The following is a 13,372-nucleotide window of genomic DNA, read 5'->3' as shown; positions in this document are numbered from 1 at the left end:
TTCAAAATAACAATAAAAAAAGGAAACGGCGAAGCTCACGCTTGGCCGTTTCTACATTTAACCGTTTTAAACAAAAAGAAAAAGTTAGTTAAGGCTTAGAAAAAAATATCTTAAGTCTATTTACCGACTGTATATTCGCTTTCCCGAAGGACAGCAAACAAATATATGGAATCCACCTCATCCTGCATACATTACACTTTGTTTTTTTGTTATTTTTCACAGAACAGAAATGCTTTTGTATTATCTTTGCACTCAATTATTCCCATAGACAACAAATGGCTGATTTTGATATAAACATATTGGGATGCGGTTCCGCATTGCCCACGACACGCCATCTGGCGACCTCTCAAATAGTAGATTTACGAGATAAACTATACATGATCGACTGCGGGGAAGGCACGCAAGTGCAAATGCGTCGTATGCGTATAAAATTCAGTCGTTTAAATCATATCTTCATCTCCCACCTACACGGAGATCATTGCTTCGGGCTACCGGGATTGATCTCTACATTAGGTATGCTGGGACGTAATGGAGAACTTGTTATTCATGGGCCGAAAGAGATCGAGAGCTATATGCGTCCGATACTTGATATCTTTTGCAAAGGGTTGCCTTATGAGATCCGTTTTAACTTAATCGATCCGACAACTCATTCGTTAGTTATGGAAGATCGCTCCTTAAGCGTTTATTCCATTCCGTTAAAGCACCGGATACCCTGTTGTGGCTATTTGTTCGCCGAGAAAGCCAAAGAAGCGCATATCATCCGGGAGATGACGGATTTCTATCAGGTTCCTGTCCGTATGATACAAGAGATCAAAAGGGGCGCTGATTTCGTCACCCCGGAAGGAGAGGTAATCCCGAATGCCCGCTTAACCTGCCCTGCCGTCGCTCCCAAACGGTATGCTTATTGCTCGGATACAGCTTTTCACCCATCTATAATCCCCATCATTGAAGGGGTGGATTTATTATACCACGAGGCGACTTTCGCTGAATGTGACGCCGCACGTGCGAAAGAGACCTTCCACTCTACCGCCCGCCAAGCGGCCGAGATTGCTTATAAAGCCCAAGTGAAGCGATTGGTTATCGGTCATTACTCGGCTCGTTACGAGGATATGGCACCGTTAAAGAAAGAAGCAGACAAGATATTTCCCGGCACGATCTTAGGAGAGGAAGGTATGAGGCTTAGTGTATAATCATACATCCGTTTTACGAAATAAAGCTAATTACTTTCTAATATGCAGAAAACTTTCTACATTTGTACGAATTTAGGGACAAGTAAATGAAGCTTATACATATCATCGCTTTGGCACTTGCATTCTCCGCAAGTTATCCGGTTTACGCGCAAGCTAATAAATCGGGAGTCAAGACATTTGCTTCTAGGCAAGAAGATCCCTCTCCTATCGAAATCACGGCCTACGAGAATCGTATCAAGGTAGAGAACGCTCCTGTCGGGAGTATCTTGGAAATCTACAGTGTCGTAGGCATCAAGGTGAAAGAAATCGAAGTCAAGCAGTCCACCGCCGAATATGTCGTAGATATCGCAAAGGGATATTATATCATCCGCATTGGCGATACGGTACGCAAGGTGGCGATACGATAAATAAAAGCCCCATAGGATAAATCCCACGGGGCTTGTTTTTTGATCCGCTCTCTCTTCTCACGAGGATACCTGCGGAAGAACTTTTAATTACTTTAGTATTAATATGCCACGTGTTCACCCGTCACGGGATACTTTTTTATTGTGGCATAGTTATTTAATTATATATATTACATAAAGGCGGGTCTCCCCGCCTCTATTATTTTAAGCTATACGGCTTATCTTATTTAACGACTGTCTTAACAGCCTCTTCACCATCAACAGCTACTGCTACGATACCAGCAGGTACGGAGATTGTAGCGTTATCAGAAGTAAGAACTGTCTCAGCGACAACCTTACCTAAGATGTTAGTGATAACTACAGACTTGCCAGCGGCACCTTGAACAGTTACAGTACCGTTACCAGCTACTACAGATACGCCTTCTACAGAAACTTCATCGTTAGAAGTTACCATATCCTCAGCGTCTGTCTTCTGGTATGCGTTGAATACCAATGCACCGTCACCACCAGTCTTAGCAGCCTCGAATGTAGCGGCCTTGTCGGTCAATACTAAACATCCATTATGCATCTTCAACCAAGCGGCAGCATTTTTAGGAGCGATTGCACGAGAAGCGTCACCAGCTACGGTCTGATATTGAGTATCAGTTGCGCCATATACGTTAGACTCGATCAAGAATGAGTTGTTCTCACCCTCTTTACCATCTACATAAGCGATAGCAGCCAAATCAGGATTTACATAACGGAATGACCAAGTTACATTCTTATGCTTGTCACCTGTCAATACGTTGATGAAGCTAGCGTAGTTCTTGTGGTAGTCTGCGCTGATCGCCTCGATACCCTCGTTCTTCAATTGCTCAGCAGTCATACCTTTGTATTTGCCAGTCAAAACAAACAAAGTATCACCGTATTGAACGGCAGGAACGAAACCTACGCGAGTATAGCTACTGTTAGAAACAGCCTTGGTATTGAACAAATACGGGTTAACAGAAGCAGCGATGTTTGCTTTAGCTGAGTCAGAGAAGTTAACCAAATACTTACCATAGATGAAAGCCGGAGTCTTCACATGAACGGCATGTACACATTGATATGGATCATCTGTAACTTTACCGTCAGCAGTGATGTGATTATTTGTAGTCTCCGTACAAGGAATGATCTTCTCACCCTCGATCAACTCACGATAAGCAGAAACCAAGTATTGAGGTTTAACCTTACCTGCGCCACGAGTCAACCAAGCGGTATCGATACGGAAGGCCAATTTACCATTTGCTTTATCTTTATTCCAGATACCAGCGTAATCAACAGTCTCCGTAGTCAAGTTCGGGTTCCACTCATCCATCAAGTATTCCTGACGAATAGACTCAACGAAATACAAGCTATCTGTTGAGTTATCAGCATTCTCACCTACAAGCTTATTATCGAACTGACGATACAACGGAGTCTGATCCGGAGCGATATAGAAAGCAGAAGTTCTTGTCTCTTTCAAGGTCTGAGCCTTCAAGGAAGCGTTAGCGTCATAGTCAGAAACACCAGCCTTATAGTTACGGATGATACCATTTGTACTAGCCTCCAAGATCGCATAGTAATGATTATAGCCAGCACCTTCCGCCAACTCAATACAGTTGTTCTCCTTGAAGTAAACCGAATCCGAAGATGCATTCAACTTACTTACAGTGTATTTGTTCTCTTTAGCCTCATCGTAGTTACCGAAGATCGCTCCATCATAAGAAATCTGGTACATCTTTCTAACCAACTGAGCCAAGCCCGGGATTCTGCCCTTGTCACCATTGATAGCGGAAGGATTATAACCATAAGCATGTTCTTTGCCTTTAGTCTGGATCTTGAACGCAGTCATACCATCCTTTACAGTCATCGTAGAATCTTTCACGACAGCGATGTATTTGTCTGTCGCATATGGATGCCAGTAGTTGAATGTATACTTGTTGATCATCAACTCTTCTTCAGACAGATTCTTGTAACCAAGATATTTATCGCTATAGTACTTCTTATCTACCGGTACAAATTCCAAAGAATCTCCAGCGAAGTTTGAAGCATAGTAATATTTAGCACCTACATTCTTATTCAACTGAATACCAGAATAAGTAACTGCTGGAGAATACTCACGGTTCCAAGCATTGATCGGAGAAACATTATTCTTATCCGTAGCGTTCACCTTCAATACAACCCATTGATAAGCCGGCATATGATTAGCATCCTGTAAGTCCAAAGTCACCCATTCTGCTGTATTCGTTTGCTCTACGTTATTAACCCAAGTAGTATCGTTATGGATAGGGACTGACAAATACTTACCAGTCTTAGCGCTCTTGATCAAATATACGCCATCAGCGATAGAAGTCTTCGTTGTCGTATAAGTGCCACAGCCCTTATAGTTCAAAGCGATCTCAACCTCTTTCTTGAAATAGATCGTAGCGATACGGATTTGGTCAGCCTTAACCAAGTCTTGAACAGTTACGTAGTTTGCTTTTCCATATTGATCAACATCCGCATTGGTAGCATTAACAGAATTAGTACTGTCAAACGTACCATCGGCTTTTAACTTAATGATTTCCGCAGTATTAGCTGCAATAGCCGCACCAAACTTACCGTTCTTGCCATCCTTCGTATAAGTAACTTGCTTAACCTGAATAACCAAGCTATCTTTTGCAGGGAAGTAAACGAAACGGAACTTAGATTGATCTTTCAAAGCTGTGCCCAATGTATCAGCTACTGTATGCTTCGTCGTTCCAGCTGCGTTCAATTTAGCATAAGTAAGTTGTTTTGTGTTGAAACCTAAGAAACGAGCACCATTCTCATTTACATAAGCAGTATCTACATAAACGAAAGTAGAATCAGCTTTCTTACCTGTAATGATACGCAACCAAGAAGGGTCTACCGTACCGTTATCCTCTGCATCTACAGCGAAGAACTTAGCGTCGTCCGTGAAATAATTCTTCAAAGTAGTGTTATTCTTGTCGTCAACGAATGTCAGCTTAACACCCTTATCAGCGGTTTGAGTTCCGAAGATTGTATTAACAGCATTCGCGTTCATTACGATTGAATCCGGTTCTACCAAAGTGAATTTAGTAAATACAGAACCAGTTTGAGCATCTGCTTGAGCAGTTGTAGCAGTCGCTTTTCCTAACACGAATACATTTGATGTATTAAGCTTAAGACCAACCACTGAATCTGCGTGGAAATAAGAATACAAAGTAGCAGGGTTCATCGCATCCTTATAAGTCGCAGAGAAAGCCCAATCTTGCATCTCACCACCTACGACAGCACCAGTTGCAGCATATGTAGCACCCGAAGCAGGTTTAGCCGCACCATTCAGCGCTGTACCGGCATACGCAACATCCAAACGCTGACCTGTAGCCTTATTCGTGAAGTTGTAGACAGGAGCTTTTCCATAACCCTCAGCAGTTACCTCAACACACCACAAGGAATACGCAAGAGTGTCGGGATTTGCAGCAATCTGATTATACGTCAACGGAAGAAGCTTGCCGTCCTTGTCCATTGTAAGGACCCTGTCTGTGCCAGTAGTTGCCCCAGTGACATCAACCGCCAACTGATATAAACCATCAGCAGCGACAGTCTTCACGGGTCCTCCCGCATTAGCCGTCACCGCACCCAGAAGCGCAGCACCAGCCAAAAGAGTAGAAAACTTTTTGTTCATAATTCTAAAATTAATATTAATACTAGTGTTTATTAAGATAATCAGCTCATTACGTTATCGTATCGATTGCTTTGTCATTCAAAAACGACTAGTTTAAACGAAGGTTTTAATCTTGCGTTTTATAAGGGGTAAATAGAAAGGTTTGTTGAAGGAATCGCTTGTTTCGTAAAGGATAACCTATCCTATTGATAAGAAAGAGAATAAGCTGTAAAAAAATAGCCCGGAAGGGTTGCAAGTATCGAAGAAACGCGTACCTTTGCAAATGACTAAAAGAATCGTTCGTTTAAACTAGTCGTTTCCATACTCCAGATATCATTTCAATCTATTATTCATCAACTTTTATAGTATAGCATTAATAATGTACAGGCGTACATTAATATTATATTAAACAAGTCATCCGGAATTTACGGATTGTCATTATGACACTTTGTAAATTAAAGCCCTTGAGAATCGAATTTTCCGGGAGATTATACATATAGTTCCGTAAAACGAGAAAAAATATTCGCAAGTAGTTATTCCATAATAAGATAACGGAATACGCCCTTTCATTCTGGCGAAAATTATTCATCCTAATTCATATTCTTAAGGCTAAAACCTATAATTCATCCGTATGTGAAGGCTATTTCTATCGTATGCGATAGGGATTACTACCGTATGTATCACCTAATACATACGGTTATGTCGGCTAAAACATACGGTTGCGTCGGCTAACGCATATATTCGCGTGGGCAAACACCACCTTTCTCACCGGAAAAGCGACCTTTTACCTATAAATAAGAGACAAAAAGGCCCTTTTCACCTATTTCTTCTCTCTGGTTAGACTTCTCCAAAGAAGAGGTATGTCAAACAAACAGCCTTGTTTCGCACAAACTGTCATGATTATCGCCGCTTCGCTTACCATCCATCCGCGAGGGCTATAACAGAATAATCGACATAGAAAAGCCCCGCAGGATAACTGAACCGCATCCCAAAGCCACTGAGAAGACCTTGTTGGTTCCGGTATAAAAAGGCTTTCCAAGTGATTAGTTATTCACTTCCCAAGCCGTCAGTTATTCACTTCAACAGCCAATGAGAGGGCCCGTTTCTTGGTTATCTGGGCCTGTACAGGCACATGTTTCCCGTATTTTCAAATAAGCTATGGCTTACATTTGACGCGGAAAGCCTCATTAACCCACCTTTAGCTTTAAGGCTGTATCCTTTATGCGTTCACTATATCTCGTCTTCACTCAAACTACACAAGATATTTCCGAAAAAAAGACGTACGTGTTTTTTTAAAGCCTAAATGAATGCCCCATATAATAAAAATCGTATCTTTATCGCCAAAGATGGAAAAGAGCCATCTATATCCTATTAATCACTAAAACCTATAAACACTATGGGAAAATTTATCAACCCCTTCACCGATTTCGGCTTCAAGCACATATTCGGCAGGGAAATGGACAAGGACATTTTAATCGAGTTCCTGAATGACCTCCTCGAAGGGGAGTATACTATCATGGACCTGAGGATCATGAACAATGAGCGATTGCCCGAGACAGAGCAAGGAAGGAAGGTCATCTTTGACATTCATTGCGAGACCGACAAGGGCGAACGGATCATAATCGAGATGCAGAACAGGGAACAGCCCCACTTCAAGGACAGGGCCTTATACTACCTCTCGCACTCGGTGGTGGAACAGGGGATAAAGGGAACATGGGACTATGAGCTGGCGGCTGTGTACGGCGTCTTCTTCTTGAACTTCACGCTCGACGAAGAGAACGGGCCAGACAAAAACGGGAAGGAGGGTAAATTCCGAAGGGACATCATATTGGCGGACCGGGAGAACGGACAGGTATTCAACCCCAAGTTCCGCCAGATCTATATTGAGCTTCCTCGATTCAACAAAGAGGAGGAAGAATGCGAGACAGATTTTGAACGTTGGATTTATGTACTAAAGCATATGGATACATTAGACAGAATGCCTTTCAAGGCACGCAAGGCCATATTCGAGCGGTTGGAACGCATCGGATCCATGGCGAACCTCACCCCCAAACAACGGGCGCAGTACGAGGCGGAGTGGAAGATGTATAATGATTATTATAACACCTTGGACTTCGCCGTTGAGAAAGGCATGAAAAAAGGGATGGAAGAAGGCATGGAAAAAGGATTGCAAAAAGGATTGCAAAAAGGATTACAAGAAGGACTGCAAAAAGGAAAAGAATCTACGGCACGTAATATGAAAGCCGAAGGAATAACCCCTCTTATCATCCAAAAATGCACCGGCCTTTCCCTTGAGGAAATAGAGCGACTATAAAACAAAATCCCTTCAGCCTCCATCCGTTTTTAACGTATAGTTATCAAAGGAAGAGACTGAAGGGATTTTTTATATTTATAAACGATCTAAAAGCTACTCCTCACGCTGCTTCTTCCATTCCTCCGCACACTCTTCCAAGGCCTTATACCAAGCCTGGCCGAACTTACGGATCAAGGGCTCCTTGAGGAACTTATAAACCGGTAATTGCTCTTTCTTTCCTAAGATCTCCGCTGCCTTACAAACGCTCCAGCGATGATAGTTCACGGCCTTGAAATCCCGATACTGAGTGACACGTATCGGGTAAAGATGGCAAGAAACAGGCTTATAGAAATCCGTCTTACCTTCCCGGTATGCTTTCTCGATAGCGCATTTACAAGTACCATCGGCGTCGTAACAGGTAAAGACACAATCTTTGCCGTTCACGATAGAGGTAACCGTATCGCCTTCCTCATCGATATAAGCTACGCCTTGCTTATGAATGACCTCTTGAGCTTTCGGGGATAAATCATCCCAGATAATGGGCAATACTTTCTGGAGCTTCGCCAACTCCGAATCCTCTAATGGAGCGCCGGAATCTCCTTCCACGCAGCATTCCCCCTTACATTTGGAAAGATCACATAAAAAATAACGCTCGATAACGTCAAGACTTACTAAAGTGTCATCTATCTGGATCATAAGATGCGCCTAGCTCTTATTTAATCAATGACTTACCAGTCATCTCCTTCGGCTGTTTCAAGCCCAAGATGTGAAGGATTGAAGGAGCCACATCGGCCAAGATACCATCCTCTACTTTAGCGTCCTTGTTGGCTGTCACATAAACGAATGGAACAGGGTTCAAGGAGTGAGCCGTATTCGGAGTGCCATCCTCGTTCAAGGCGTGATCCGCATTACCATGGTCAGCGATGATGATTACCTCATAGTCGTTGGCTTTAGCGGCCTCAACCGTATCGTGCAAGCAAGCGTCGATCGTTACGACCGCTTTCTCGATCGCTTTGTAGATACCCGTATGGCCTACCATATCACCGTTGGCGTAGTTCACTACGATGAAATCGAATTTCTTCGTATTGATAGCGTCCACCAATTTATCTTTCACCTCGAAAGCGCTCATTTCCGGTTTTAAGTCGTAAGTAGCCACTTTAGGAGAAGCGACCAAGATACGCTCCTCGCTATCGAACGGAGTCTCGCGGCCACCGTTGAAGAAGAAAGTCACGTGAGCGTATTTCTCTGTCTCGGCGATATGCAACTGAGTCTTACCTACGTTTGCCAAGAACTCACCCAGCGTATTATTTACGTTCTCTTTGTCGAACAAGATATGAACACCCTTGAAGCTAGCGTCATACGGAGTCATACAGAAATATTGCAAGCCCGGGATCGTATGCATACCAGCCTCCGGCATATCTTGCTGAGTCAATACAACCGTAAGCTCTTTCGCACGGTCGTTACGATAGTTGAAGAAGATCACGACATCGCCTTCCTCGATAACAGCAACCGGCTTTCCGTTCTCAACGTGAACGATCGGCTTGATGAACTCGTCCGTTACACCCTCGGCATACGACTCTTCCATCGCTTTTACCATGCACTCGGCTTGCTTACCCTTACCTTCAACCAATAAGTCGTAAGCCTCTTTCACGCGTTCCCAACGTTTGTCACGGTCCATAGCGTAATAACGTCCGATGATAGAAGCGATCTTACCGCCGGTAGTCTTCAGATGATTCTCCAACGTTTCGATAAAACCTTTACCACTCTTCGGGTCCGTATCACGGCCATCCATGAAGCAATGTACATAAGCCTTGCTGATTCCGTATTCCTTGGCGATATCCGTCAACTTCAAAAGATGCTCCAAAGAGCTATGTACACCACCATCGGAAACCAAGCCCATGAAGTGGATCTGCTTATTATTCTCTTTCGCATAGCCATAAGCACGTTTGATCTCCGGGTTCTCCATGATCGTATTCTCGCGGCAAGCGATGTTGATCTTCACCAAATCTTGGTAAACGATACGGCCAGCACCGATGTTCAAGTGGCCCACCTCAGAGTTACCCATTTGTCCGTCAGGCAAACCAACGTTCTCGCCAGAAGCCTGTAACTGTGAGGCTGGATAAGTTTTCAATAACTCGTCCCAATATGGAGTCGGCGTGTTAAAGATCACGTCGTCTTTACCTTTGTCACCAATTCCCCAACCATCACAGATAATTAAAAGTGCTTTTTTGCTCATGATTGCTAATTTATTATATTGATTATGTTTTTAACCTTTACGATCGCGAAGATAATCAATTCCATCGTATTATTGTTTCTCTCAATGTATTACTTTTGTGGCAGGAATGGAAAAGAATATACAAGACAAGGATTTGGGAGTCATAACGCTCCGTACCACTCCCCGGGCCACTCGATACACGCTCAAGATATCAAAAGGAAAGATAACCGCCACGATGCCACCCGGGGGAGACGAGAAACGTATGATCGCTTTTATCATGGAGAACAAGGCCCGGCTGGTAAAAGCGCTCCAGAAGCATCCGGCCCGGCCCCTGCTCGACGAAAGATCGGAGTTACAGGCTACGACATTCCGCTTGCATATCTTCCGCACCGAGCGAAGTAATTTCTACATGAGATTGGAAGATGGGGTACTGCACATCGCTTGTCCGAATGAGACTCGTTTCGAGGAGGAAGAGGTGCAATCCTTACTGAAATCCATGCTGGAGAAGGCGCTCCGCCACGAGGCGAAACGGTTGTTGCCGGAACGTATCACGCTATTGGCAAGGCAACATGGATTTATGTTGACCGGGGTGAAAATCAATAATAGCAAAACGCATTGGGGAAGTTGTACAATGAAGAAGAGCATTAACCTCTCGCAATCATTAATGCTTCTTCCTTGGCATTTGGTGGATTATGTATTATTGCATGAGCTTTGCCATACGATAGAGATGAACCATAGCGAAAGATTCTGGAAACTGATGGATAAGGTGACGGACAATCAAGCGATTCGTTTACGAAATGAGTTGAAAAGTTATCATATGTTGTAGAGACGGGGGATGAGACGGAGCGTGCTCCGTCTCTACAACCGGGTGAATTGTCAGAAATTGGCTCCTACTTGCAGAATGAAAGTCCGAGGTGCGCCGACATCCATCGGACGGGCGCTATAGCGCTTGTTTAAGAGGTTGTTCACCAGTCCTTGTACATGGATATTCTTCGTCACTTTCATCCCGACACGCATATCCATGACGAAATATCCTTTATTGTTCTCTGCCCAATAATCATGTAAGTTTCCGAATAGCATCGAACGCATATAATCCATCAGGTTAGGCTCCGCTTTCATACGCTCATCGACCATAAAATAATCGACCGCCAATGTCTTGCTTTTCCATGACATATTCGTTCCGATATTAAACCGTTTCCATTCCAGATCGAATACCCCCTTTACGGAATGTTTCTGGCGATATTTTAAATACTTGCTGTCATTCGATTTCGAACGCATCGCCATTAAGTCATCATTCGCTTCCTCCTCCGCGTTCCGTGAATCCACGTCCATATCGATCGGATTCGTATAAACATACCCCAAAGTATATGCCAGACGAGTATCACGGTTAAACTCATACACACCCGAGGTAGACAAATCTACCCCATAAATCTCCGCCCGGCCTACGTTCGTGAACTGAGCGCCGATTCCTAAGCCGTCGCCGCTAGAGAACGCATTAAACAACTTGGAAAGCCCATCGATATAATCGAAGGTCTTATTATTAAACAGGCCGAAACGGAACTCGATCATATCCTTGTAACGGGTATAAAAGCCAGCCACATCGACAAAGCCTTTCAAATTGCCGAACTTATAACCTTGCTTGAAACCAAGTTCGGCATTATAACCTTGCTCCGCTTTCAATTCAGCGTTCGGGAAAGCTCCCACACCTCCGATATCCTTCAGGATAAACTTCTCCGTAACGGATGGATAACGGTATCCCTGTCCGAAAGATGCCCGGATAAAACTATACTCACCCAACTCATAATTCAAGCCTCCACGGAAAACAGGTTTTACCGGAACCTTCGCCCCGAAAATCTTCGTCTCCGCTTCCCGGTAGAAATCATCGACCCGGTAATACTCCAGACGAACACCGACCGAGACGTTCAAACGATCGATAAACTTATGATCATATTGCAGGAAGGTAGCCACATTATCGCTACTATGCTGCCCGGTCACTTTCGAATCCGCATGAATACGCTCATAAGTACCTCCAACCGTGAGTTGTGAATGTTCGAACTTCTTGCTGAATTGGTAATCCAGATTATAGGAATAGGTATGATCCGTAGCCTCCGGCGCTTTTTTCTCCATCGGTTTCATGGCATCTACCAACCAAGCCCCTACGTTATTCTTATCGGGTAGCGGAGTACGTCCCATCACCCAAGAAATCAAGTCCATATAATCCGCCGAGGTAGCTGTCGGGAAAAAATGATTTCCCAACTTGCCCAATTCACCCATCAATCCGCTCACCTTCCCGTTCATCACCTCCGGCAAATACGGTAAGAAGGTCGGCAATAACTCAGTTTGCCAGTTTTGCGCCATATTGATAATCTCCGGAACGGATGAGATATCAAAACCCATATTATTCGTTATGTCAAAAAGAGACTTATCCGTGGTATGCGTGATGATACGGCTTCCCCGATGGAAGAAACGCCCCTTGAAACGATGAGTCGTTCCTTTTTCCGAATTTGTATAATTCAAGAAAGGATCTATATAAAATGTATTCTCACGGCGTCCCATATTCGCCAGCGGAGATTGAATATAGGGTTCCTCCGGAGAACGCCAGATAAAGAAACCGGTATAATCGTTATACAAGTAATTCACGTTCACGCCATAGTTCAACCCTTGTACCCGGGGATCGTGATACGTAAGATTCCCACCGACCCGGACACGGCGGTTGTAATTATCCTGCCGATACCCGTCGTCCAAGAATGTATTAGCCCCCACTGTCAAATCAAAATTCTTGATCCTACGGGAATGAGAGAGATCCAAGCCTCCATATAAAGGCGTCCCGTCTTGGCGCGGCTTCCCATACAATCCTCCTTGTACGTTCACCTGTGTTACCGGATCTAATCCGGGGCGTTTCGTTTTCACGTGAATCAAACCATTCAAGGCAGAAGAGCCATATAATACGGAAGAGGCCCCTTTCAGTACCTCTACTTGATCGACGTTCTCCATCGGGATCATATTCCAGTTTATCTCGCCGGAACCCGGAGTTAATACCGACATTCCGTCCACCAGAATCAAGCAACGGCTACCCACGCCATAGGTCCATCCCGTACCACCGCGTACGGAAGGTTGCCGGTCCGTTACGTCCACACCAGAGATATTCTTCAATACATCCGTTAAATCTTTCGGAGACTGACGAGTGATATCTTTCGCTTTCAACAATTCCATAGAGACGGTAATAGCGCTTAGCTTTTGCTCATAACGCCCGACGCTCACGACTACCTCGTCCATCATGTTTGAGCTTGTTCGTAAGGATACGTCACGTGTCAAGAACTCTCCCGGATCTACTTTCACGGGAACGCTCAACGTTTCATATCCCAGATAGCTAAAAGTCAATACAGCGTCGCCATCCGTCACTTTCAGCTCATAATAACCGTTTATATCAGACACAGTTCCTCTTGTACCCCCTTTGTCCTTATAAAAAACGTTTACCCCGGCTAAAGCCTCCTTGCTCTCCGCATCCTTAATATACCCTTTCACGTCTTGGCCGAAAGAGGCATGGGTTATCAAGAGAAGAAATAATATCAATTTGTAAGTATTCTTCATATCCAAATTATATTTCGCACAAATATAAAG

At 44.0% G+C, this 13,372-nt stretch carries 8 protein-coding genes; 4 read left to right on the top strand and 4 right to left on the bottom strand.

Features of this window, described 5'->3' with window-relative positions; translation table 11 throughout:
• Nucleotides 1-275: 275 nt before the first annotated feature.
• Both DWY79_RS04460 and DWY79_RS04455 read left to right on the top strand, forming a co-directional pair.
• A complete protein-coding gene (locus tag DWY79_RS04460; RefSeq protein WP_122368928.1) occupies nt 276-1,190 on the top strand; it encodes a ribonuclease Z in 915 nt (304 codons plus the stop codon).
• Between the two features lie 86 nt (nt 1,191-1,276).
• Nucleotides 1,277-1,597, top strand: a complete 321-nt coding sequence (locus tag DWY79_RS04455) for a T9SS type A sorting domain-containing protein (RefSeq protein WP_005861068.1) — start codon at nt 1,277-1,279, stop codon at nt 1,595-1,597.
• A 220-nt stretch (nt 1,598-1,817) separates the two neighbouring features.
• On the opposite strand, the gene DWY79_RS04450 is transcribed toward DWY79_RS04455, so the two are convergent.
• Nucleotides 1,818-5,264 carry a DUF6383 domain-containing protein gene (locus DWY79_RS04450; protein WP_122368927.1) on the bottom strand — a complete coding sequence of 1,149 codons (3,447 nt, stop codon included), beginning with the start codon at nt 5,262-5,264 and terminating at the stop codon, nt 1,818-1,820.
• A 1,375-nt stretch (nt 5,265-6,639) separates the two neighbouring features.
• On the opposite strand from DWY79_RS04450, the gene DWY79_RS04440 reads away from it, so the two are divergent.
• Complete coding sequence (locus tag DWY79_RS04440) at nt 6,640-7,557, top strand: Rpn family recombination-promoting nuclease/putative transposase (RefSeq protein ID WP_122368926.1); 918 nt, start codon at nt 6,640-6,642, stop codon at nt 7,555-7,557.
• Nucleotides 7,558-7,650: 93 nt separating this feature from the next.
• Here DWY79_RS04440 and DWY79_RS04435 read toward each other — a convergent pair whose 3' ends face one another.
• Both DWY79_RS04435 and gpmI read right to left on the bottom strand, forming a co-directional pair.
• Nucleotides 7,651-8,232, bottom strand: coding sequence for a DUF3109 family protein (locus tag DWY79_RS04435; protein WP_005861059.1), 582 nt, complete (start codon nt 8,230-8,232; stop codon nt 7,651-7,653).
• A gap of 16 nt (nt 8,233-8,248) precedes the next feature.
• Nucleotides 8,249-9,772, bottom strand: a complete 1,524-nt coding sequence (gene gpmI / locus DWY79_RS04430; protein WP_121962121.1) for a 2,3-bisphosphoglycerate-independent phosphoglycerate mutase — start codon at nt 9,770-9,772, stop codon at nt 8,249-8,251.
• A gap of 106 nt (nt 9,773-9,878) precedes the next feature.
• Here gpmI and DWY79_RS04425 point away from each other — a divergent pair, with 106 nt between their 5' ends.
• Nucleotides 9,879-10,577: a M48 family metallopeptidase gene (locus tag DWY79_RS04425; RefSeq protein WP_122368925.1), complete on the top strand. Its 699-nt coding sequence runs from the start codon at nt 9,879-9,881 to the stop codon at nt 10,575-10,577.
• A gap of 50 nt (nt 10,578-10,627) precedes the next feature.
• On the opposite strand, the gene DWY79_RS04420 is transcribed toward DWY79_RS04425, so the two are convergent.
• Nucleotides 10,628-13,342, bottom strand: a complete 2,715-nt coding sequence (locus DWY79_RS04420) for a TonB-dependent receptor (protein ID WP_122368924.1) — start codon at nt 13,340-13,342, stop codon at nt 10,628-10,630.
• Nucleotides 13,343-13,372: the final 30 nt, after the last annotated feature.

The organism is Parabacteroides sp. AF27-14, from assembly GCF_003635425.1.
Taxonomy (GTDB): Bacteria; Bacteroidota; Bacteroidia; order Bacteroidales; family Tannerellaceae; genus Parabacteroides; species Parabacteroides distasonis.
This window is presented reverse-complemented; position numbering and strand designations above follow the sequence as displayed.

Bases quoted from the DNA above. Each gene is read 5' to 3' on its own strand.
- DWY79_RS04460 (WP_122368928.1), top strand. From the start codon at position 276: ATGGCTGATTTTGATATAAACATATTGGGATGCGGTTCCGCATTGCCC.
- DWY79_RS04455 (WP_005861068.1), top strand. From the start codon at position 1,277: ATGAAGCTTATACATATCATCGCTTTGGCACTTGCATTCTCCGCAAGT.
- DWY79_RS04450 (WP_122368927.1), bottom strand. From the start codon at position 5,264: ATGAACAAAAAGTTTTCTACTCTTTTGGCTGGTGCTGCGCTTCTGGGT.
- DWY79_RS04440 (WP_122368926.1), top strand. From the start codon at position 6,640: ATGGGAAAATTTATCAACCCCTTCACCGATTTCGGCTTCAAGCACATA.
- DWY79_RS04435 (WP_005861059.1), bottom strand. From the start codon at position 8,232: ATGATCCAGATAGATGACACTTTAGTAAGTCTTGACGTTATCGAGCGT.
- gpmI (WP_121962121.1), bottom strand. From the start codon at position 9,772: ATGAGCAAAAAAGCACTTTTAATTATCTGTGATGGTTGGGGAATTGGT.
- DWY79_RS04425 (WP_122368925.1), top strand. From the start codon at position 9,879: ATGGAAAAGAATATACAAGACAAGGATTTGGGAGTCATAACGCTCCGT.
- DWY79_RS04420 (WP_122368924.1), bottom strand. From the start codon at position 13,342: ATGAAGAATACTTACAAATTGATATTATTTCTTCTCTTGATAACCCAT.